Genomic DNA, 21150 nt, shown 5'->3' on the forward strand with positions numbered 1-21150 from the left:
ATGTCCACCATTCTTGATATCCGCAACGCCACCGTGACCTACCAGGACGGTGAGACTACGACCACCGCGCTTGCCGACGCCTCCCTCATCGCCGAATCCACTACCCTTACCGCCATCGTGGGTGAGTCAGGGTCCGGCAAGTCCACGCTGCTGTCCGTAGCCGCTGGCCTCATCACCCCAGACTCCGGGTCCGTGCACGTGGACGGTACCCGCTCCATCATTTTTCAGCAGGCCAACCTGCTGTCCTCGCTCAATGTGCGCGACCAATTGGTGATCATGGACCATATTGCTGGCCGCAAGCTGCGCCCACAGCGCGCCGATGAGTTATTGGAGTTTGTAGGCCTGGCCGGGATGGGCAATCGGCGCATGGGCCAGTTGTCCGGTGGCCAGCGCCAGCGGGTCAATATCGCTCGAGCGCTCATGGAGCAGCCGGACCTGCTCTTGGCGGATGAGCCTACCTCTGCGCTTGATTCCCACCTTTCGCAGGAGATCATCCGCCTCTTGCGCGATGTCACCCAGGAGATGAACACCGCCACCGTGCTGGTGACCCACGACCGCTCCCTGCTGAACTTCGCTGACCGCGTGGTTGAGGTCAAGGACGGCCATGTCTCCGAGCAGGAGAAGGTCACTGCGCTCAGCTAGCGCTGCATGAGGAGTAGCCGTGCGATTGCCTGCGGCACGGCCGCGGCAATCTGGGAGGCGGAGCAAAGGCCAAAGCCGTCCGGGGTGTGGGCGGCAATGGCCGCCGCGTGTTGGTGGATGGCCGCGGCGTGCAGGATTTCCATAATGATCGCCTCCGCATCCGCCTCGGCGGCATCCAGTTGCGCGAGCGTGGCTCCGAGGATGCCAGAGAGTACGTCACCCGAGCCGGCGGTGGCCGCGTAGGAGTGCCCAGCGTTCATGCCATAAATTTTCTGGCCTGGGGCCGTGACCGTGGTGATCCGGCCCTTGTGCAGGATGAAGCAGTCGAGCGCATCGGAAAGCTCCCGCAGGCGCACCCCGAGCCCCTCCGCAAGATCAAGCTTGCGGCCGAGAGTTGTCGCGTAGAGCCGCTCAAACTCCCCGGCATGCGGGGTCAGGACGGCGCAGGGATGATCGCGCACGAGTTCGCGTAGATCCCCGTAGGTCGAAAGCACGGTCAGCGCATCGGCGTCGATAATCGTGGGCAGCCCGCGTTCTAGCACGGCGCGCAATTCGGCGGCCGCCTCCGGTCCGGTGCCGCGCCCTGGACCTACGACCCAGGCTTGGGCGTGGACCTTTTCTTGGGCACTGGCATGGGGCACTACCTCCGGCAGGCTCGTGACCACGGAGTCATTGCCTACGACGCGAACCATGGACGGCGTGGCGCGCACCGCGCCCGTGGCGGCGAGGATGCCCGCGCCGGGAAAAGCACTGCTGCCAGCACATACTGCGGTCACTCCGCCGGTGTACTTGGTGCTTTTCGCTCCCGGAGTCGGATCCAGGATTGGTCCCGTGCAGCCCACCGGCTTCGGGGCGGTGACCAGGCCTTGTTCTCCCGAAAGCACCGGCTCAGTCGGCCACTGGTAGGGCAGGGGAATAGTGGGTTCGTTGGCGATATAGCCCACCGGCTCCGCGGTAGCGGAAAGCTCTTCTGCAAAGGAGCGAGGGGCGCCGGGTAGGAGCAGATCGCAGAGCACCACCGCACCGCATTCCGGGGCAAAGATATGTCCGGCACGGGCCCAGCCAAAGCTAATAGTCACGTCTGCGTCTACGGCATCGGCTGCGGCCATGCCGGTATCGGCGTTAATGCCCGAAGGAATGTCCACCGCTAATACCGGCACCCCACGCTCCTTGGCCTCGGTATAGGCCCTCAGTGGGGCACCGGAAAGGCCGCGTGTGGAGGCGAGGCCGGCGATGGCGTCGATAAGCATATCGGTGTTTCCTAGACCGTGCGCAATGGTTCCGCCGGCCGCGGCAAATGCCTCTAGCGCGGGTTCGTGGGCGCTATCCGCTGCGAGAATGGCCTCCACTGAGTAGCCCTCTTCTGCCAGGAAAGCGCCAGCATAGAGGCCATCGCCGCCGTTGCCGCCTGGCCCGGCCAGGATAGTTACGCGCCGTCCAGAGTCGAGCATGCTCGCGGCAGTGGCCGCCACGCCTCGTGCGGCTAAGCGCATGAGCTCATCGTCAAAGTTCTGCTGGGCTAGAAGGGAACGCTCTGCCGCGCGGACGGCGGCAACGCTATAGGCATGTCGCATGCCCGCCAGGATAGGCCTTTAAGGTGCCGGTTGGCAGGTCGGGCACCAAAATAGGTTGCGTCCCTCCATGACTTTTTCTGCCACCGGGGTGCCGCAGATATAGCAAGGAAGGCCGGCGCGGCGGTAGACGTAGACCTCGCCACCGTGGTCATCTTTGCGCGGTTCGCGGTCCATGGCCTCGGGGGAGTGCTCGGGCCGCACGGTATCGATGCGGCCGTGCTCCACCCCGTATTCCATGAGAACCACCAAGTCCGCCCACGTGGCGTCAAAAGTTTCACGGGAAACGTCCCGGCCCGGCAGGAAAGGGGAGAGGCCGTGGCGAAAGAGGGTCTCCGCCCGGTAGATATTGCCCACTCCGGCATAAAGGTGCTGATCCATCATGAGGGAGCCGATGCTGCGGCGCGATTTATGCACTGTGGACCAGAGCGCCTCCACGTCGGCATCCGCGCGCAGCGGGTCTTGGCCCACCTTGGCTAGCTGTGCGCGGTACTCCTCTTCAGTGAGAAGGCGGCAAAACTGCGGTCCGCGCAGATTAGCTGCCTCGGCGCCATTATCAATGCGCACCCGGATTTGTCCGCTGGCTTCCACGCGGGGCTCGAAGCGCAGCTTGCCAATCAGGCCTAAGTGAATATAGAGGATATGGCGCGGATCTTGGGCGCTAAAGTGCACGAAAAGGTGCTTGCCGTAGGTCTCTGCCAGCTCGATGCGCTCGCCATCGAGAAGCTCTGCCTCCGCCGCGAAGCGCCCCTGCGGGCTGGTCACGCGCAGCGGCATGCCGCGATAATCGGCGTTGAATTTATTAGCTAGGCGGTGGATGACGTGACCTTCAGGCATGGAATCCAGTCTAATCGGGAAGAATTTTCGGCCAAACCGGGCGCTAACCAGCTCACTTATTTGCGGGGTGACAATAGCGTAAACTCGAAATGCGGAATGATTTAACTCAGGGGAAGGCTTTCAAATCATGACGCAAAAAATCGGCTTTGACCGCGAGAAATACATTGAGCTGCAGTCGAAGCACATCCACGCCCGCCGCGAGGAAATCGGCGGCAAACTCTACCTAGAGATGGGCGGCAAGCTTTTTGACGATATGCACGCCTCCCGCGTATTGCCCGGCTTCACCCCGGACAATAAAATCGCGATGCTGGAGCGCATCAAAGAGGACGTTGAGATCCTCATCTGCATCAACGCGAAGGATATCTCCCGCCAGAAGGTGCGCGCGGACCTGGGCATCCTTTATGAAGATGACCTGCTGCGCCTGGTGGACGTATTCCGCAGCCGCGGATTCTTGGTAGAAAACATCGTCATGACCCAGCTGGAGGAAGGCAACTCCCAGGCGGAGGCCTTCATCGAAAAGGTCGAGCGCCTCGGACTCAAGGTGGCGCGCCACCGCGTTATCCCCGGCTACCCCACCAATACGGACCTCATCGTGTCCGAAGAGGGTTTTGGCCGCAATGAGTTTGCGGAAACCTCCCGCGACCTCGTCGTGGTTACCGCGCCGGGCCCCGGCTCCGGCAAGCTGGCCACCGCGCTCTCGCAGGTCTACCACGAACACCAGCGCGGCAATAATGCCGGCTACGCCAAGTTTGAAACCTTCCCTATCTGGAATCTCCCCCTGGAACACCCCGTGAACTTGGCCTATGAGGCGGCCACGGTGGACCTTAATGATTCCAATATTATTGACCACTTCCACCTGTCCGCCCACGGCGAATCCACCGTGAACTACAACCGCGATGTGGAAGCATTCCCGCTGCTGCGCACGCTTTTGGAAAAGCTCACCGGCACCACTCCATACCAGTCCCCGACGGACATGGGCGTGAACATGGCCGGCTTCTGCATTACTGATGATGCCGTGTGCCGCGCCGCCGCCCAACAAGAAATCATCCGCCGTTACTTCAAGGCACAGGTGGAAGAGGCGCGTGCGGGCTTGGGCACCGAGCAATCCGAGCGCGCCGCCGTCATCATGGCTAAGGCCGGCATCAAGGTAGAAGATCGGCCCGTGGTAGCACCTGCGCGCCAGCGCGCGGAAGAAACCGGCGAGCCTGCCTCTGCTATGCAGCTGCACGACGGCATCATGATCACCGGCCGCACCTCGCCCCTGTTGGGATGCTCGGCGGCGATGCTGCTCAATGCACTGAAGCACCTGGCAGGTATCGATGACGATATCCACCTGCTGTCGCCCGAGTCCATCGAGCCGATTCAAACGCTCAAGACCAAGCATTTGGGTTCGAAGAATCCACGCCTGCATACCGACGAGGTGTTGATCGCTTTGTCCGTGTCTGCGGCGAAGGATGACAACGCCCGCAAGGCGCTGGAGCAGATCAAGGAGCTTGCTGGTTGTGACGTCCACACCACCACCATCCTGGGTTCTGTGGATGAGGGAATCTTCCGCAACCTGGGCGTGCTCGTGACCTCTGATCCCGTCTTCGCCCGCAAGAAGGCGCTGTACCAAAAGCGCTAACTTCCGCATGCTCAAGATTCGGCCCTTTCAGCTTGTGCTGGAGGGGCCGCAGTCTTATAAGGGAGAGCTACAAGATTGGGGATCTGCGCAGCTGCAGGCCTAAGATTGGGGCGTGACTATTGGCAAAGTTCTCCTGTATTACTGCTTTACCCCCATCGAAGATCCCACCGCTATCATGCTGTGGCAGCGCACCTTGTGCGAGTCCCTGGGGCTCAAGGGGCGCATCCTCATTTCCGAGCACGGTATCAACGGCACCGTTGGCGGCGATATGGAAGCCTGCAAGCGCTACGTCCGCCAGACCAAGGAATACCCCGGCTTTAAGCGCATGCAGTTCAAGTGGTCCGAAGGCGGCGCGGATGACTTCCCGCGGCTTTCGGTCAAGGTGCGCGATGAAATCGTGGCCTTTGGCGCGCCGGGCGAGCTGAAGGTGGATGAAAACGGCGTCGTTGGTGGCGGCGTGCACCTCAAGCCGGAAGAGGTAAATAAGCTGGTAGAAGAACGTGGTGAGGAGGTCGTTTTCTTTGATGGCCGCAACGCCATGGAGGCAGAGATTGGCAAGTTTAAAAATGCCGTTGTGCCCGATGTGAAAACCACGCATGACTTCATCGAGGAAATCGAATCCGGCAAGTATGACTGGATGAAGGATAAGCCGGTGGTGTCTTACTGCACCGGTGGCATTCGCTGTGAGATCCTGTCCTCGTTGATGAAGAACCGTGGCTTCAAAGAGGTTTATCAGATCGATGGTGGCATCGTGCGCTACGGCGAAAAGTACGGCAATGATGGCCTGTGGGAAGGCTCCATGTATGTCTTTGACAAGCGCATGCACCACGAGTTTGGGCAAGGACTCCAAGACCCCGGCTTCATCCAACTGGGTCACTGCGTGCACTGCGGTAAGGGCACGAATACCTTCCACAATTGCATCAATGAAGATACCTGCCGCCAGCAGGTACTCATCTGTGATGACTGCATCCAGCACGTAGAAACCCAGCACTGCGGCCGGCCGGATTGCGCCGAAGTGGCAGCGCAGCTAGCCAAGCAGGAGAGCTAGTCGCCCGCCGTTTCCTTGTGGAAGCAGCCCCACCACCATCGCTGCCACGCTACGGTATGCGGGCTGCCCGGCGGATAGATGACGCCGGTGGGGGCGTGTAGCTCGCTGACCGGGCTAATGCCGTGGAGCGAGTTGAGGAACCACAGGGGGCACTCGGTGGCGAGCTCGGGGGTGATAGGGCGCGTTTCGGTGTGAATTCCAAGGTCCGAGGCGCGCCGGGTAACTTGGCGCAGCGTAACGCTGGGCAGCGCCTGACCGGTGGGGAGGATGAGTGTCTCCCCATCCCAGGCGACGAGCGCGCCGGTGGTGGTCTCCACCATGGCACCGGAGACATTCACGATGGCGGTGTCATCGGTGCCCTCTGCCTGATACTCGGTACGGTAGCGTGCCAGCGCTGGAAAATCGGGACCCTTGACTAAAGGCTGCGTGCGCGGGTCGGGGGCTTGCACATAGGTCAGCCGGGTGGTTCGGCGCGCAGGGGGCGCGGGGCGAATGTCGAGGCGCAGCTGTCCGCCGGCTAGCGAGATGCGGGGAAAGAGATCGCCGGGGCCGAAAAGTTGCAGCATCGCGGGGACGAAGCCAGCGGGCAGTGGGCCGGCCACCGACTCGAAGCGCTGGAGGTGCAGGGGGAGGGCGTTGGAGTGGGCGTCGGCAAGCGTCCGCCAAGAATCCGCAACGTCAAAGGGGCCGGGGTGGGGCTGGCTTGGGATGAAGCTGCCCTGGTGCCAGAGGTAGGTGCTCATTGCCACGCCCCCAACACGGATTGGGCCTTGAGGTTGCGTTCTTCTAGCTCGGCGGCCGGATCCGAATCCAGGACGATGGCCCCGCCGGCGCCGATGGTGACCTCATCGGCTGCGCGCACGGCCGTGCGGATGACCACGCTGAGATCGGATTGACCGTCAAACCCCAAGTAGCCCACCACGCCGGAGTACACGCCGCGCGGTCCCGTTTCGAGTTGGTCAATGATCTCGCAGGTGCGCAGCTTCGGCGCGCCCGTCATAGAGCCAGGAGGAAAGGTGGCACGGAGGGCATCGACCGCGGTGGCACTGGCGCGCAGCTGCCCGGTAATGGTGGAGACCAATTGATGCACGGTGGCATAGCTTTCTACCTGCATCAACTTCGGCACGCGCACGGTGCCGGGTTCGCATACCCGGGAGAGATCATTGCGCAGTAGGTCAACGATCATGAGGTTTTCGGCCCGTGTCTTCGGGTCCGTGGTCAGCAGCGCGGGATCCTGGTCGGCCGAGATGGTGCCCTTAATCGGCTTGGCCTCTACCTCACGGCCGCGCACGGTGAGGAAGCGCTCGGGCGAGGCGCTGCAGACTTCCACGCCGTCGAAGACGAGGTGTGCGGCATAGGGTGCGGGATTGTGCGAGCGCAGTTGGGGATAGAGCTCACCTTCGGCCGCGGCCGTGTAGGTATCGGTCAGGCAGACCTCGTAGCTCTCGCCGGCGTGCAGGAATTCTTGGGCGCGCTTAATCTGCTCCAGGTAGCCAGGGCTGCGCCAGGAGCCCCCGCTTAGCGACGCCCCACCGTCCTCCCCCGTTGGCCGTGGTTCTTTCGCGGCCAAGGCGGTCTCCAGGCGGTCCAAGAGATCCTCGGTGCCCTCACCGGCAAGGCAGCACAGGTGCGCGGTTTGTGCGTGATGGTCATAGACGATAAAGGACTGCGGCCGCACAAAGTAGGCATCCGGGTAAGGGGTGCGGTGGCGTAGCTCAATGGGCAGGGTGAGCTGGGCACACTCATAGCCCAAGTACCCGATGACCCCGCCGGTAAACGGGAGGTCCGGTGCGTCGATGATGCGGGTGGCGAGCTCGCGGTCGAGGAGGGTGAGGATATCGGGGGCGTCGCCAAGCCGGTAGCGGAAAGAGCGACTTAATGCGCCGGCGGTATCGCCGAGGATGGAATAGCGCCCGCGGGGATCCGCGGAGTCGAGGAAGAAGGCATCGTTGCCCTCGGCGCGCAGGGCGGCAAAGACCTTTGGACAATCCACCGCGCCGGGGACTTCGCGGTGGAGCAAGCGGAACCCGCCCAGAAAGTTGCGCATAATCTCCCAGCCGTGCTGGGTAAGCACCGACTCCGGGTGAAATTGCACGCCCCAGTGCGGCAAGCCATCGACCTTAAGCGCTTGGATGACGCCATCCTCGCTGCGGGCATGCACGGTAATGCCGGGGGCCTCCTCTATATGCAGGGAGTGGTAGCGCACCACCTCGAAGTCTTGCGGGATTCCGGCAAAGATTCCTTCGCCCGAGTGACTGATGGTAGAGACAAAACCGTGGCGCGGCTGCGGCGCGCGCGACACCTGGGCGCCGGCCAGCAGACCTAGCCCCTGGTGGCCAAGGCATACACCCAGTACCGGAATCTCGGCCGCGGCTGCGGCGGCGATAATGCCCCGGGCAGCCCCGAAATCCTTCTCGCGTTCCGGCGTGCCCGGGCCAGGAGAAATCACCACGTGCGAAAATTCGCCGGCACGGACGCGCTCGGCCAGCCCTTCCGCTTCACCGGCGGCGACGACGAGTGGTTCGCGTCCGGCTACCTCCGCGATGAGGTGGGCAAGGTTGAAGGTATAAGAATCGTAATTATCAAGCAGGAGGATCATAGGGAGGCGGAAAGTTTCTATGCGGCGGCCGAGTCCATGAGGAACAGCTGGATATCGGTAATGGTCCACAGCATGAAATTGCAGGCCATTACCCAGAAAATGGCCATCCAACTGCGCCACCGCAGATAGCGGTGCAGCTTGCGCACCATGATGATGGCGCAGCCGATCATGCCGAAGAAGGGAATGATCGGGGTGGTCAGGCTAAAGAAGGTGCGCTGCCCGTCGGTGCAGAGCCACGTGGCGGCGTCATCCTCACACAAGGGACCACCGGAGAGCCGAGTGACGAGCGCGACTGCGAAACCATAAAGCGCGGAGAGCACAAGAACGCCGATCATGTACCAGACGGCCTGGCGGGTGGAGCGGCGGTTAGCAGCGGCAATCTCTAAAGGGTCCGGCTCATCGGCCAGCTCATCAAAGCTCCGCGGTTCCGGGCGGCGCAGATTGGCATAGTCCGCATCGGAAGTTAGATCGTTTTCGGGATGCTCTGGTCGCAGGCTCATGCCCCAATCCTAACCACAGGCAGGGTGGACCAAGATAGGCACCCGAATATGCGGCAGCAGCTCCGTGGCGGTAGATCCCAAGAACACGCGGGCGATGGGGCCCTGCGGGGTGGAGGACATGAGCATCAGATCGCCCTTCTTCCACTTGAGCGAATCCACCGCGCCGCCCCAGCCCGCGCCGGAACCAATTTCAGAGGTGACATCCAGCTCGGGGAATTGCTCTTGGATGCAATCGCGGGCGCGGTCCAGCATTGCGAGGGAATCCTCGAGCCACTCGGCCGTGAGCTTAAGCGCCATATCGTGCTTATCCTTGGACGGCGTATTGAGCAGACCGTTTGCCGAGAAGGCAAGCAGGCGCAGCGGCAGGTTCCAGCGGTTCGCGAGCTCCGCTGCGGCGAGCATCTCATGATCTTCGCGCGGGCTGCGTTCAGTAATGGCAAAGTTGAAGCGGGTGACGCCGTGCTTGGACAGCTTCACCTTGCGGGGCACCAAGCCCAATGGTTGAGGGGAATAATGCAGCAGGGTATCGGCCGTAGAACCAGCAAAGAAACGGCCCTTCGGCGCCGCCTGGTTGGGGCCTAAGATGATGAGGTCTGCCTGGAACTTCTTGGCCATCTCCGTCAGTAGCTGGGGGCGCGAAGGCCCGTCGACCAAGAGGGAAGGCTTATCATCCCAGCAGCTGCGGGGTACGCCGGCTTCATCGAGGGCGGCATGGGTAGCGGCCGCGCAGGCTTCCTTTTGTGCTTTAAACCATTTCTTATATTTTCCGCCCAGCTTGCTGAGGGAGGTAGTAGTCCACGGCTGGAACACGGTAGAGATGACCCGTACCTGGGTAGTGGCGGTACGGGAAAGCCACGCGGCACAATCTAGAGCCTCGGTCCCGGAGGAAGAAGGGCTCCAAGAAATAAGAATGCGAAGGGGTTTATCGGCCGAGCCCTTGCTCAAGGCCGGCAGATGCCCATCGGAAGAATCAGTTGCCATACGGAGTGAACTAGTGAGAGATTACGGTTTTCGTTTCCCTCAATTATCACGTTAAGGCCAAGAAAAATGAAATCACCGCGGGCAAAACTAGCGCTGTTCGCCGTTCATTGTGGGGCGATAGACATCAGCCAGCTTGGAGATAACGGTGGCTACTTCGTTGGCGGTCTCCAAATCCTTCGGCTCGAGCCACCGCATGATCTCTGCTAGGGCGGAGGCGCGCTGCTGCGAGACTATGGCTAGTTCGGATTCGCCTAGTTGCGTCAGCGCTACCAAGACGCCGCGGCGGTCCTCTTCATCGCGGTGGCGTTCCACGTAGCCGCGGCGCTCTAGCTGATAGAGCGCGTTGGAGGCGGTGGGCATGCGGATAAGTTCTGCCTGCGCGATGGTGGAAACGCGGGACGGTCCGCGCATACGCAGCTGGTTCATGATGGACACCTGGGAGGTGGTCAATGAAGAGCCCTCCGCCGTGCGCTGGAAAATAAGAATGAGCTTATTGAGCGACGGCTGGATGGAACGCGCGACCTCGACGGCATCCTCGTACGTAGACGGGGATTGAGCGGGGCCCTTCTCCTCATGTTGCTGCGTCATAGAAAACGATTGTATAGCCCGTTTTCCCTGCGCGGTAGTTCGGAAGTTAAAAAATTAGTTTCCGGCAATAAAGTCTTCTAGCTCGGCGCGCGCCACGTCATCGGCCTTTTGTACCGGCGGGGATTTCATCAGGTAGGACGAGGCAGCCAGTACTGGGCCCGCCACCCCGCGGTCGAGGGCAATCTTGGCGGCGCGCACTGCATCAATGATGATACCGGCGGAGTTAGGCGAGTCCCATACTTCCAGCTTGTACTCCAAGTTCAGCGGTACTTCGCCAAAGGCGGAGCCCTCTAAGCGGACATAGGCCCATTTGCGATCATCGAGCCATTCCACGTAATCGGAAGGCCCGATGTGGACGTTGCGGTCCTCCCGCTTGCCGGCGATGGGCGAGTTGTGCAGGTTAGAGGTTACGGCCTGCGTCTTGGAGATCTTTTTGGATTCGAGGCGCTCGCGCTCGAGCATATTCTTGAAATCCATATTGCCGCCCACATTGAGCTGCATGGTGCGCTCCAAGCGCACGCCGCGGTCTTCAAAGAGCTTCGCCATGACGCGGTGAGTAATGGTGGCGCCCACCTGGGACTTAATATCATCGCCTACGATGGGCAGCCCGGCATCTTCGAACTTCTTCGCCCACTCCGGATCAGAGGCAATAAAGACCGGCAAGGCATTGACAAAGGCGCAGCCGGCATCGATCGCCGCCTGGGCGTAGAACTTATCCGCTTCCTCAGAGCCCACCGGCAGGTAGGAGACTACGACGTCGGCGCCGGATTGGCGGAGTGTGGCGGGGACGTCGGCAAGCGGGGCTTCCGATTCCGCGATGGATTCTTGGTAGTACCGGCCGAGGCCGTCCAGGGTAGGACCGCGCTGCACGGTAACGCCCAGCTCAGGGACGTCAGTTATGGAAATGGTGCAATTGCGGGAGCTGCGCGTAGCCTCCGCCAGATCCTTGCCCACCTTGTCCGCATCCACGTCGAAGGCGGCAACAAATTCCACATCGCCTACGTGGTACGGGCCAAACTGGGCGTGCATCAAGCCGGGAATATCTGCATCTGCCGCGGCGTTGCGATAAAACTCCACGCCTTCAATGAGGGACGTGGCGCAGTTGCCGACGCCCACGATGGCGACCTTTACTTTTTCGGACACGGTCTACTCCTTTTACTCCATGAGTTGTGGCTGTCAGTGACTGCGCAAGAGTAAGCCGAAAATTATGCCCTATGGTGGCATAACGCCATGTGGATCGATCAAGAAGAGGTAATTAGGATGATCCGGGTGAATTCCGTTGCCTATAAGCACGTGCTCTCCCATGAATGGGAGCGCGCCCACCACCTGCGCGAATTTCGCGCCGGGCAGCTCACGCGGGAGGACGTGTGCGATGCTGATTTTTTGCTGCGCGCCGCAGCAGAGCACCACGGGCGCGCCATGGATAAGGAATGCCCCGTGTGTGGCGAACCTCTGCGGCTCACGCGCTGGGTCTATGGCGAGAACCTCGGCCGCCGCGCCGGGAGTGCCCGCAGTGAGAAAGAAATAGCGGAGTTTGTAGCCGAGGGCTTGGAGTTTACGGTGCACGAGGTGGAGGTATGCCGCCAGTGCCGGTGGAACCACTTGTTGCGTTCTGCTACTGCATTTAACGCGTGTTAGTTTCCAGCGCACCGCCTTAGGCAGTAAGCTGCAATTATTTAGTTTGTGATCAGGGATGAATGAGGACACGAATCAGTGACCGAGAAGGAATCTACCGGCAAGTCCACTAAGGTGGCTCGCCCCAGCAAAAAGCAGGCGACAAAGAAGCGCCGCATCTGGCCGTGGGTCGTTTTGGCGTTCCTACTGGTCTTTGTAGCACTGCCCGCAGGACTTTTTGCCTACGCATACTCGCAATACTCCGTTCCGGAGCCCAAGGACCTGGCCAATAACCAGGTCTCTACCATCTACGCGGGTGATAATCAGACCCAGCTCGCCCGCCTGGTGCCGCCGGAAGGCAACCGCACCCACGTGAAGCTGGATGAAATCCCGGAATACGTGCAGGACTCCGTGCTGGCCGCGGAGGACCGTGACTTCTGGGATAACTCCGGCTTCTCCTTCACCGGCCTCGGCCGCGCCGTGGTGGGTAAGCTAACCGGCAATGAAGATGCTGGCGGCGGTTCCACCATTACCCAGCAGTATGTGAAAAACACGCTGGTGGGCAACGAATACTCCTACGTGCGCAAGATTCGCGAGCTCATCTACTCGGTGAAGATGACCAATGAGTGGGATAAGGAGGATATTCTCAACGCCTACCTCAACACCGTGTACTTCGGCCGCAATGCCTACGGCATCCAGGCGGCATCCAACGCCTACTTTGATAAGGACGCCAAGGACCTCACTCCGGAGGAAGGCGCCATGCTCGCTGGCCTCATTCAGTCCCCGTCCGGCCTCGACCCGCGCGTGAACCAGGAGGGCTCCGAGGACCGCTGGAACTACGTCCTTGATGGCTTGGTAGACATGGGTGACCTCACCCAGGAACAGCGTGATGGCATGGTCTTCCCAGAGACCCGCGACCCAGCTGAGTACTCCGCCTACACCGAAGCCCCAGGCGCTAATGGCCACATCAAGGATCAGGTCATCCGCGAACTGGAAGAGGTAGGCATCACCGAAAACGAGGTGTCCACCGGCGGCCTGCGCATCACCACCACCATCGATATGAATGTGCAGAACAACACCATCCAGGCAGTCGATGACCAGATGGCTCCGCTGCAAGAGGATGCGCGTGCGGCTTCCGTGACCATCGATCCGAAGACCGGTGCGGTCCGTGGATACTTTGGCGGCCACGATTCCAATGGTTGGGACTACGCCAACTCCCCGCTGCAGACCGGTTCTACTTTCAAGATCATGACCCTTGCGGCCGCCCTGCAGCAGGGCATCAGCCTGGATACCAATTACTCGTCCGCTCCGTACCAGCTGCCTGGCTCGGATGTTGTCACCAACGTGGGCGGCGGCTGCGGCGTGTGCAACCTGCGCGAGGCTACCAAGCAATCCCTGAATACCTCCTTCCTTCGCCTGCAGGAGGACCTCAAGAACGGCACGCAGGACACCGCAGATATGGCGCACGCCCTTGGCGTGGCTAAGTCCCTGCCGGGCATTGAAAAGACGCTGACGGAAAACGGCAAGCAGCCATTCGAAGGCATTGTTCTGGGCCAGTACCAGTCCCGCCCGCTCGATATGGCCACCGCAATGTCCACCCTGGCTAACCAGGGCGTGTGGCATAACCCGCACTTTGTGCAGCGCGTAGAAAACGCTGCCGGCGAAGTGCTGTACGAGCACCCCGAAGACGAGGGCGAGCGCCGCGTATCGTCCAACGTGGCTAATAACGTCATCGAAGCCATGGAGCCGGTGGCCGCATGGTCTAATGGCGCTCTTGCCGGTGGCCGTGTTTCCGCCTCCAAGACCGGTACCACTCAGATGGGCGATACCGGCAATAACAAGGATGCCTGGATGGTCGGTGCCACCCCGCAGCTGGCTACCGCCGTGTGGGTAGGTACCGCGGATAACACCTCCGCTATCTTCGATCAGTACGGCGGCATCATGTACGACGCCGGCGCGCCAACCAAGATTTGGAAGGCCGTGCTGGATAACTCCCTGGCCAACTCCGAATTCCAAAACTTCCCGGCTGCCTATCCGCTGGGATTCGGCAACATGGGCGCCGGAACGGCCGCTCCGGCCTATGACCCGAGCTGGGATAGCGGCGCTGGCGATACCCAGGACTACGAGGCCCCTGCCGAGGAAGCGGCTCCGGAAGAGGAAACCAAGCCGGCTCAGCCGGAGAAGAAGCCGGAGAGCCCGAAGCCTGCCCCGAAACCGCAACGCGGCAATGGCAATAGCGGCAATGGTGGCAATAGCGGTAATAGCAACCAGGCACCGGCCCAGCCAGAGGCGCCGTCTTTGGATGACCTCATCGGCCCCGATAGCGACTTGGCAGACCTTCTAGGGTAGGCGGCAGTGACAGCGAATCCGCACCAGCGCATTCCCGCCTCCTCAGAACCCTTGGCCCGCGGGGTAATTGAATTCCTCGGCGGGCCAAGGGGCCGTTTTGCCGGTGTACGCCGCACCCAGTGGTGGACCCCTCTGCGCGCCATAATCGCCGTCGGCTGGGTTTTCCTGGCGTGCGGATTCCTCTCGAAGGCTAATTGCGCCGGCGGCACCCGCGGTGATGACGGGGTCATTAGCCTGAATTGGGCGGGCAACCGCCAGTACACCTCTTTTTGCTATAACGACATCATCCCGCTTTACGGTGGCCGCGGCCTCGATGAAGGCGGCTTCCCCTATGCCTATTCTTGGCAAGAGGGTGACCTGACCCGCTATATGGAGTACCCAGTCCTCGCGGGCCTTTTCCAGGGGTTGATGGGCTGGATTGCCCGCAATACGTACTCTCTGGTTGAGTGGGCCGGCATCCCGGAGGCCGGATGGTACTTCGGCCTGACCGCCTTGGTCATGGCGTGCATCTGGGTAGGCGTGCTCTACATGGTCTACCTGCTGGTGGGCAACCGCACTTGGGATACCATCCTTGTCGCCGCCAGCCCCCTTGTCATCATCCACGCCTTCAGCAACTGGGATATTCCCTCCATCGCCTTTGCCGTAGGTGCGCTCCTGGCCGCCGCGCGCAAGCGCCCTGCCGTAGCGGGTGTCCTCATCGGCCTTGGCACTTCCTTTAAGCTGTGGCCGCTCTTTCTCTTGGGGGCGTTCCTGGTCTTGGCGGTGCGCAACCGCCGCTGGCCGCAATTTTTCTACGCCTTGCTCGCCGCGGCCGTGACCTGGATCGTGGTCAACGCTCCGGTGGCCCTGAAGTACCCGGAGGCATGGCGCGAATTTTTCCGCCTCAACCAAGAGCGCGGTGCGGAGTGGACCACCATTTACTCGGTGCTTAGCCGCAATACTGGGATTAGCTTTAGCCCTGAGTTCCTCAATACCTTCAGCCTGGTGGCGTTTTTGGCTCTCTGTGCGGCGATTGCGGTGCTGGGCCTGCGCAGCGCGCGGACGCCGCGCATGGCCGAGTTGGTTTACCTCATCGTGGCAGCCTTCTTACTGTTCAACAAGGTGTGGTCGCCCCAGTATTCGTTGTGGCTGTTGGTGCCCGCGGCCCTAGCCCTGCCACGCTGGCGTTTGGTCTTTAGCTGGGCGCTTGTCGACGCCCTCGTGTGGCCCCTACTCATGTGGCACATGCTGGGTACAGACAATAAGGGCATTCCGCACGAGCTGCTTGACGTTGCGATTGTCTCCCGCGACGCCCTCATTATCGCCATGGCTGTCCTCGTTATTCGCCAGATGTGCGGAAAGACCCCGGATAAGGTGCGCGATGCGCACGCCGGCCGCGATCCTTTGGCAGGAGCATTCGCATGATCGTTACCTATATCGGAATGGCATCCATCTTCTTGGGATTCCTCTGCGTGATGGGAGCCTTCTGGCTCTTCCACAATCGTGAGGATCGCCGCGGACCCATCGTGCTGGGGCTTTTGGCCATTCTTTTCCTCACCATCATTCCGGCGACGGCAGCTGTGTTTTTCGCCGCAACGACCACTGGTTAGATTTCTTTTCGCCGGTCATTTGCGGTACTGTAGTGGGGTTGCTTGACGCAACGTACCCTCCTGCTGCATCCGCAAAGGTGATGCAGCCGAAAACTACTAGACCATAGGAGGTGATGAGGTCCGTGCGTCACTACGAAGTCATGATCATTCTGGATCCTAATCAGGATGAGCGCACCGTAACCCCGTCCCTGGATAAGTTCCTCGAAATCGTCCGCCAGGAAGGCGGCAAGGTTGAGAACCTTGATGTATGGGGCAAGCGTCGTCTTGCATACCCCATCAACAAGAAGGAAGAGGGCATTTATGCCGTCGTCAACCTGGAGTGCGAGCACACTTCGGTTGCCGAGCTCGACCGCCGTCTGAACCTGAACGACACCATCCTGCGTACCAAGGTTCTGCGCACCGACAGCAAGTAACGGATACTGGGATCAAGCACAATCCACGTAACCGATAAGGAGTAAAGACATGGCACAGGGAGATACCAATATCACGGTGGTAGGCAATATCGTTGCTGACCCCGAGCTGCGCTTCACCCCGGCGGGTGCGGCAGTAGCTAACTTCCGCGTCGCCTCCACCCCTCGTCGCTATAACTCGCAGACGAACCAGTGGGAAGACGGCGAAGCTATGTTCCTGACCTGCAACGTATGGCGTCAGGCAGCGGAAAACGTTGCCGAGACCATGTCCAAGGGCATGCGCGTCATCGTTACCGGCCGCTTGAAGCAGCGTTCCTTCCAGACCCGTGAGGGCGATAACCGCACCGTATTCGAGATTGACGTCGACGAAGTCGGTCCGTCTCTGCGCTACGCCACCGCTCAGGTAAACCGCAATCCGCGTGAGGGCGGCAATAACTTTGGCGGCGGCCAGCAGCGCTCGAATAACAATAATCAGGGCGGTTTTGGAGGCGGCCAGCAACAGCAGCCGCAGCAGAACCAGGCTCCTTCTGAGGATCCGTGGAACTCCGCACCACCTGCAGGTGGTTTCGGAGGCGCTGATTCTGAACCTCCGTTCTAAGTCTGTCACCCGCAACTATTCAACTAACTCAATTGAAAGGCAGGGATCATGAAGCTGATCCTCACCGCTGCCGTTGAGAACCTCGGCGCCGCTGGCGAAATTGTTGAGGTTAAGGACGGCTACGGACGTAACTACCTGCTTCCTCGCGGCCTGGCCATCGTGGCTACCCGCGGCGCAGAGAAGCAGATTGAGGGCATCAAGCGCGCCCAGGAAGCTCGCGAGATTCGCGACCTGGATCACGCACGTGAGGTCCGCAACCAGCTCGAGCAGCTGACGGATGTCAAGGTAGAGGTTAAGACCTCCGAATCCGGTAAGCTCTTCGGTTCCGTTCAAGCAGAAGACATTGTCAACGCCGTCTCTAAGGCTGGTGGCCCTAAGCTGGATAAGCGCATCGTTGTGCTTCCTAAGGGCCTGGTCAAGAAGACCGGCAACTACCAGGTCGAGCTGAAGCTGCACGCTGATGTTATCGGCAAGGTGAACTTCTCGGTCGTTGCTGCCTAACTAGGCGCACGACGGTCCAAATAAGACCCAAAGACAACAGCAACGCTTTAGGCCTCAAGTTCCTGCTATGTGAGGTGGCAGGAACTTGGGGCCTTTAGCGCGTTTTAACCGGCCTGTGGATAACTGTGGAATTCTGTGGATAACTCTTTGGCGATTTAACTCTATGTTTACGCGGAGGCCTCTTTATTAACCCGCAGGTCAGGCCGCTTATCCACGAAGGGTGTGCCTATTTTCACACCGATAAAAACATGCTCTGAGCTGGGAGTTTGGTTTATGCAGGTCATGCGCTTTTGTAGTTATCCACAGGCCTATGCAGGGCAAATATGGGCAAAGACTCCCGCGACCTGCAATTTTCACAGCGCCCTGTGGATAACTGTGGAAGTTATGCCCAGGGGGTGGTGTCCGGGCACTAGACTACACTGAGATTCCGATACGCTCGGTTGCTCGAATAGCTACAAGGGGGAAGACATGACCAACGCCAGTTTTGATGATGAACACCTGCCGCCGGAGCCGCCGCCGGAGGAGGAACCGGCTCCGCGCCGTCGCTATCAGCAGGAAGAGCCAAATCGCTATGGCGAATTCCGCCAACCCCCTGCGGACCGTGAAGCGGAGCAGGGTGTTCTGGGTGCCATGTTGCTCAGTCCCCATACGGTGATGGAAGTCATTGAGGAGCTGGAGCCGGAGGATTTCTACTATCCGGCGCACACCTTGATTTACCGCGCCATGCTGGATCTATATTCTGAGGGCAAGGACGTCGACGCCGTCATTTTGGCCTCCCAGCTCGACCGCTTTAATAACCTCGAACGCGTTGGCGGCGCCCCCTATCTCCACACGCTGCTCGCCACGGTGCCCACGGCTGCGAACGCACGCTACTACGCCGAAATCGTCGCGGAAAAGGCAGTGCTGCGCAAGCTTGTTGATGCCGGTACTCGCGTAGTACAGCTCGGATTTTCCGGCACTGAAGATGCAGAAATCGAGTCCGTGCTGGACCGTGCGCAGCAGGAAGTTTTCGCCGTCGCCCAGCGCAAGACGGCAGAAGATTACCGAGTCCTGGGGGACCTTATTGACCCCACCATTGATGAGCTCGCTGCCCTGCAACAAGCCGGCGGCGTGGAGCTAGGTGTGCCTACTGGCTTCATCGACCTCGATAAGTTAACTAATGGCCTTCACGCGGGCCAGATGGTCATCGTTGCTGCTCGCCCTGGTGTGGGTAAATCGACGCTAGCCATGGACTTTATGCGTTCCTGCTCTTTGCAGCACGGTAAGTCTTCTGTGATTTTCTCCCTCGAGATGTCAGCTTCTGAGATTGTCATGCGCCTGCTCTCGGCGGAGTCAGAGGTCAAGCTGGCCGATATGCGTGGTGGCCGAGTTTCCACCGAGGACTGGGCAAAGATCGATGAGACCCTCAACCGAGTGCAAGACGCCCCACTCTTCATTGATGACTCACCGAACCTCACGATGATGGAAATTCGGTCCAAAGCCCGCCGCCTCAAGCAGCAGCACGGTTTGGATCTCATTGTCTTGGACTACCTGCAGCTGATGTCTTCGGGTAAAAAGGTCGAGTCCCGCCAGCAAGAGGTCTCCGAGTTCTCCCGTCAGCTGAAGCTCTTGGCCAAGGAGCTGGAGGTTCCTCTTATCGCGATCTCGCAGCTGAACCGTGGACCTGAGGCGCGTACGGATAAAAAGCCGCAGCTTGCGGACCTCCGTGAGTCCGGTTCGCTGGAGCAGGACGCCGATATGGTCATGCTGCTCTACCGCCCCGACTCCCAGGACCGCGATAATGAGCGCGCTGGCGAGGCGGATATTATCCTAGCCAAGCACCGTGGTGGCCCGATCGATACCGTGCAGGTGGCGCACCAGCTGCACTACTCCAAGTTCGTCAATATGGCGCACGGATAAATTACAGGTCTACCACCGCGTTGGGATCTCCCAATCGTGGGCCAAGGATGACCAACACCAAGAAAACCGCCGCTGCGGCAAGGGCTAACCAGCGCCACACAGGGAAAAGGCGTTCGCCGCACAGGCGTGCCAATACAGCACCGATGAATGCGCCAATGGTGTTAAATATGAGGTCGTCAATATCCGTTCGCCCAAGCGCAAACGCATATTGGCACAGCTCCAGCACTAGGCTGAGGCCAAATCCCCACGCCGCAGTAGTCTTAATGGAACGGCACAGACTAAATACCAGCATTCCAAATGGGATAAAGAAGGCTGTGTTTCCCACGTACTCAAATAGCGGACCAAACCAGCTGCCGCCGGAGAATTCATCCAGTGGCACCCAGCGCAGTTCTCGCGCACGCTGATTTTCCGGCTTCCACAAATAGCCGATCTGGTAGAAAGGCTTGAGCGTGGTCAATGCGACCATAACGGCCGTCCACGCGGCGAGGGAGAGCCTACTGAGCAAGAGCTATTCCTTTCTGCTCGGGCAGACTGAAGGCGGCGGCAGCCGCAATGGCAAACGCTGCGGCGAATACAACAAATAACCAGGCCGTCCCACCCGCAGCAAGCAGTGGCGGGACAATAAGTGGCGCCGCAATGGATGCTAGCCTACCGAAACCTGCTGCCGCTCCCGTACCACGCCCTCGCAGTGAAGTGGGATACAGCTCCGGACCGATGGCATAGAGGGCTCCCCAGGCGCCGAGGTTGAAGAAGGAGAGCAGACAACCAGCCAGGATGATCAATGCTTCCGTAGCTGCTGCTCCATATAGGCCGGCCGCTGCTGCCGAACCGAGCAGGAATACCGCGAGGGTTACCCGCCTGCCCCAGAGTTCGATGAGCCAAGCTGCCACCGCGTAGCCAGGCAGCTGGGCAAGGGTGATGATGAGGGTGAAACTAAACGACTTCACTAGGGAGAAACCGTCGGCTACTAGCAGAGAGGGAATCCAGATAAAGGCGCCATAGTAGGAGAGGTTTACACAGAACCAAATGGTCCACAATGCTGCGGTCCGCCTTCTTAGCTGCGGACTCCAAATAGACGCTGCGGGGGAAGGTGTGGGGTCTGGGAGGGCGTCGTCCAGCGGCCGATCTTCTGCCGCGGCTTCGAAACTGGCAACGATAGCTTCAGCCTCATCATGGCGGCCCTTGGATTCAAGAAAGCGCACAGATTCTGGTAGACCGCGGCGCACATAGATTGAATACGCGGCTGGCAGCATGCCAAGGGCCAGGGCCCAGCGCCACCCGGATTCGCCCGTGCTCACTACGAAAGTGCCGATGATAGCCGCAAGGATCCATCCCAATGCCCAGAAGGCCTCGAGAATGACTACCATCCTTCCGCGGACCCGCCGAGGAGCAAATTCGGATATGAGCGTGGAGGCAACTGGTAGCTCGGCTCCGAGGCCCAGCCCGACTATGAATCGGAAGAAGATGAGAACCGTAAGTCTCCCAGCTAGCGCGGAAGCCCCTGTTGCCAAACCGTAGATAAGCAAGGTGAGAGAAAAGACATTGCGGCGGCCGAATTTATCTGCCAGCAATCCGCCAAAGGTTGCACCGAGCGCCATACCAAGGAAGCCCGCCGAGGCTAACCAAGAGGTCTGGCTAGGACCTAGATCCCAGTGAACGGCAAGGGCGGCCATGATGAAGGAGATTAGCCCTACATCCATGGCATCAAGCGCCCATCCAAGGCCAGAACCTAGGAGTAGGCGCTTGTGCTTAGAGGTGACGGGAAGGCGATCGAGACGTTCGGTGCGGCTGAGCATGCGA

Annotated in this window: 21 protein-coding genes; 11 read left to right on the forward strand and 10 right to left on the reverse strand. The window is 60.3% G+C overall.

The genetic code is table 11. The annotated features are described in order from the left end of the window. Positions 1-642 (forward strand): ABC transporter ATP-binding protein, encoded by a 642-nt coding sequence (locus QP324_RS06145; protein WP_284769054.1) that lies wholly within the window; start codon positions 1-3, stop codon positions 640-642. Here the strand turns inward: QP324_RS06145 and QP324_RS06150 are convergent. Further along, positions 639-2216 carry a bifunctional ADP-dependent NAD(P)H-hydrate dehydratase/NAD(P)H-hydrate epimerase gene (locus tag QP324_RS06150; RefSeq protein WP_284815087.1) on the reverse strand — a complete coding sequence of 526 codons (1578 nt, stop codon included), beginning with the start codon at positions 2214-2216 and terminating at the stop codon, positions 639-641. The genes QP324_RS06145 and QP324_RS06150 overlap by 4 nt on opposite strands. An 18-nt stretch (positions 2217-2234) precedes the next feature. Continuing rightward, positions 2235-3050, reverse strand: a complete 816-nt coding sequence (locus QP324_RS06155) for an Fpg/Nei family DNA glycosylase (RefSeq protein WP_284815089.1) — start codon at positions 3048-3050, stop codon at positions 2235-2237. Positions 3051-3177: 127 nt separating this feature from the next. On the opposite strand from QP324_RS06155, the gene QP324_RS06160 reads away from it, so the two are divergent. Next, positions 3178-4674 (forward strand): DUF1846 domain-containing protein, encoded by a 1497-nt coding sequence (locus QP324_RS06160; RefSeq protein WP_284815091.1) that lies wholly within the window; start codon positions 3178-3180, stop codon positions 4672-4674. 112 nt (positions 4675-4786) lie between these two features. Continuing rightward, entirely contained in the window at positions 4787-5722 is a 936-nt protein-coding gene (locus tag QP324_RS06165; RefSeq protein WP_005326978.1) for a rhodanese-related sulfurtransferase, read from the forward strand. Here QP324_RS06165 and QP324_RS06170 read toward each other — a convergent pair. The 6 genes from QP324_RS06170 to QP324_RS06195 form a co-directional block, all read right to left on the reverse strand. Then, a complete protein-coding gene (locus tag QP324_RS06170) occupies positions 5719-6465 on the reverse strand; it encodes an aminotransferase class IV (protein WP_284815093.1) in 747 nt (248 codons plus the stop codon). The genes QP324_RS06165 and QP324_RS06170 overlap by 4 nt on opposite strands. Continuing rightward, positions 6462-8321 (reverse strand): chorismate-binding protein, encoded by a 1860-nt coding sequence (locus QP324_RS06175; protein ID WP_284815094.1) that lies wholly within the window; start codon positions 8319-8321, stop codon positions 6462-6464. The genes QP324_RS06170 and QP324_RS06175 overlap by 4 nt, the downstream gene beginning before the upstream one ends. A 17-nt stretch (positions 8322-8338) precedes the next feature. Beyond that, complete coding sequence (locus QP324_RS06180) at positions 8339-8821, reverse strand: hypothetical protein (protein ID WP_239279018.1); 483 nt, start codon at positions 8819-8821, stop codon at positions 8339-8341. Between the two features lie 9 nt (positions 8822-8830). Continuing rightward, the gene (locus QP324_RS06185) at positions 8831-9802 is read right to left on the reverse strand and encodes a universal stress protein (protein ID WP_284815097.1); all 972 of its coding nucleotides are present in this window, start codon (positions 9800-9802) and stop codon (positions 8831-8833) included. Between the two features lie 87 nt (positions 9803-9889). Continuing rightward, positions 9890-10390 (reverse strand): MarR family winged helix-turn-helix transcriptional regulator, encoded by a 501-nt coding sequence (locus QP324_RS06190; RefSeq protein WP_239279020.1) that lies wholly within the window; start codon positions 10388-10390, stop codon positions 9890-9892. A gap of 54 nt (positions 10391-10444) precedes the next feature. Then, positions 10445-11533: an inositol-3-phosphate synthase gene (locus tag QP324_RS06195; RefSeq protein WP_239279022.1), complete on the reverse strand. Its 1089-nt coding sequence runs from the start codon at positions 11531-11533 to the stop codon at positions 10445-10447. 87 nt (positions 11534-11620) lie between these two features. Between QP324_RS06195 and QP324_RS06200 the strand changes: the two genes are divergently transcribed. The 8 genes from QP324_RS06200 to dnaB all read left to right on the forward strand — a co-directional run bounded on the left by QP324_RS06200 (position 11621) and on the right by dnaB (position 19350). Beyond that, positions 11621-12028 carry a DUF5318 family protein gene (locus tag QP324_RS06200; RefSeq protein ID WP_284815100.1) on the forward strand — a complete coding sequence of 136 codons (408 nt, stop codon included), beginning with the start codon at positions 11621-11623 and terminating at the stop codon, positions 12026-12028. A 75-nt stretch (positions 12029-12103) separates the two neighbouring features. Continuing rightward, a complete protein-coding gene (locus tag QP324_RS06205) occupies positions 12104-14353 on the forward strand; it encodes a transglycosylase domain-containing protein (protein ID WP_284815102.1) in 2250 nt (749 codons plus the stop codon). A gap of 6 nt (positions 14354-14359) precedes the next feature. Further along, positions 14360-15757: a glycosyltransferase family 87 protein gene (locus QP324_RS06210; RefSeq protein ID WP_284815104.1), complete on the forward strand. Its 1398-nt coding sequence runs from the start codon at positions 14360-14362 to the stop codon at positions 15755-15757. Continuing rightward, the gene (locus tag QP324_RS06215; RefSeq protein ID WP_005325940.1) at positions 15754-15942 is read left to right on the forward strand and encodes a hypothetical protein; all 189 of its coding nucleotides are present in this window, start codon (positions 15754-15756) and stop codon (positions 15940-15942) included. The genes QP324_RS06210 and QP324_RS06215 overlap by 4 nt, the downstream gene beginning before the upstream one ends. Before the next feature lie 122 nt (positions 15943-16064). After that, positions 16065-16355: a 30S ribosomal protein S6 gene (gene rpsF, locus QP324_RS06220; protein WP_005326996.1), complete on the forward strand. Its 291-nt coding sequence runs from the start codon at positions 16065-16067 to the stop codon at positions 16353-16355. A 49-nt stretch (positions 16356-16404) separates the two neighbouring features. Beyond that, entirely contained in the window at positions 16405-16950 is a 546-nt protein-coding gene (locus QP324_RS06225; protein ID WP_005325943.1) for a single-stranded DNA-binding protein, read from the forward strand. Positions 16951-16998: 48 nt separating this feature from the next. Next, a complete protein-coding gene (rplI, locus tag QP324_RS06230) occupies positions 16999-17451 on the forward strand; it encodes a 50S ribosomal protein L9 (RefSeq protein ID WP_005325949.1) in 453 nt (150 codons plus the stop codon). Positions 17452-17919: 468 nt separating this feature from the next. Then, positions 17920-19350, forward strand: coding sequence for a replicative DNA helicase (gene dnaB / locus QP324_RS06235; RefSeq protein ID WP_284815106.1), 1431 nt, complete (start codon positions 17920-17922; stop codon positions 19348-19350). A gap of 1 nt (position 19351) precedes the next feature. Here the strand turns inward: dnaB and QP324_RS06240 are convergent, their stop codons facing one another. Together QP324_RS06240 and QP324_RS06245 are read right to left on the reverse strand one after the other, a co-directional pair. Continuing rightward, positions 19352-19816, reverse strand: coding sequence for a VanZ family protein (locus QP324_RS06240; protein ID WP_284815117.1), 465 nt, complete (start codon positions 19814-19816; stop codon positions 19352-19354). Positions 19817-19844: 28 nt separating this feature from the next. Continuing rightward, positions 19845-21146, reverse strand: coding sequence for an MFS transporter (locus QP324_RS06245; RefSeq protein ID WP_284815108.1), 1302 nt, complete (start codon positions 21144-21146; stop codon positions 19845-19847). Between the last annotated feature and the right edge of the window lie 4 nt (positions 21147-21150).

The organism is Corynebacterium sp. UMB0012 (assembly GCF_030216265.1).
In the GTDB taxonomy this organism is placed as follows: Bacteria; Actinomycetota; Actinomycetes; order Mycobacteriales; family Mycobacteriaceae; genus Corynebacterium.

Coding starts and splice junctions, on each gene's coding strand:
- QP324_RS06145 (WP_284769054.1), top strand. CDS start 1: ATGTCCACCATTCTTGATATCCGCAACGCCACCGTGACCTACCAGGAC.
- QP324_RS06150 (WP_284815087.1), bottom strand. CDS start 2,216: ATGCGACATGCCTATAGCGTTGCCGCCGTCCGCGCGGCAGAGCGTTCC.
- QP324_RS06155 (WP_284815089.1), bottom strand. CDS start 3,050: ATGCCTGAAGGTCACGTCATCCACCGCCTAGCTAATAAATTCAACGCC.
- QP324_RS06160 (WP_284815091.1), top strand. CDS start 3,178: ATGACGCAAAAAATCGGCTTTGACCGCGAGAAATACATTGAGCTGCAG.
- QP324_RS06170 (WP_284815093.1), bottom strand. CDS start 6,465: ATGAGCACCTACCTCTGGCACCAGGGCAGCTTCATCCCAAGCCAGCCC.
- QP324_RS06175 (WP_284815094.1), bottom strand. CDS start 8,321: ATGATCCTCCTGCTTGATAATTACGATTCTTATACCTTCAACCTTGCC.
- QP324_RS06180 (WP_239279018.1), bottom strand. CDS start 8,821: ATGAGCCTGCGACCAGAGCATCCCGAAAACGATCTAACTTCCGATGCG.
- QP324_RS06185 (WP_284815097.1), bottom strand. CDS start 9,802: ATGGCAACTGATTCTTCCGATGGGCATCTGCCGGCCTTGAGCAAGGGC.
- QP324_RS06190 (WP_239279020.1), bottom strand. CDS start 10,390: ATGACGCAGCAACATGAGGAGAAGGGCCCCGCTCAATCCCCGTCTACG.
- QP324_RS06200 (WP_284815100.1), top strand. CDS start 11,621: ATGTGGATCGATCAAGAAGAGGTAATTAGGATGATCCGGGTGAATTCC.
- QP324_RS06215 (WP_005325940.1), top strand. CDS start 15,754: ATGATCGTTACCTATATCGGAATGGCATCCATCTTCTTGGGATTCCTC.
- QP324_RS06225 (WP_005325943.1), top strand. CDS start 16,405: ATGGCACAGGGAGATACCAATATCACGGTGGTAGGCAATATCGTTGCT.
- rplI (WP_005325949.1), top strand. CDS start 16,999: ATGAAGCTGATCCTCACCGCTGCCGTTGAGAACCTCGGCGCCGCTGGC.
- dnaB (WP_284815106.1), top strand. CDS start 17,920: ATGACCAACGCCAGTTTTGATGATGAACACCTGCCGCCGGAGCCGCCG.
- QP324_RS06240 (WP_284815117.1), bottom strand. CDS start 19,816: ATGGTCGCATTGACCACGCTCAAGCCTTTCTACCAGATCGGCTATTTG.
- QP324_RS06245 (WP_284815108.1), bottom strand. CDS start 21,146: ATGCTCAGCCGCACCGAACGTCTCGATCGCCTTCCCGTCACCTCTAAG.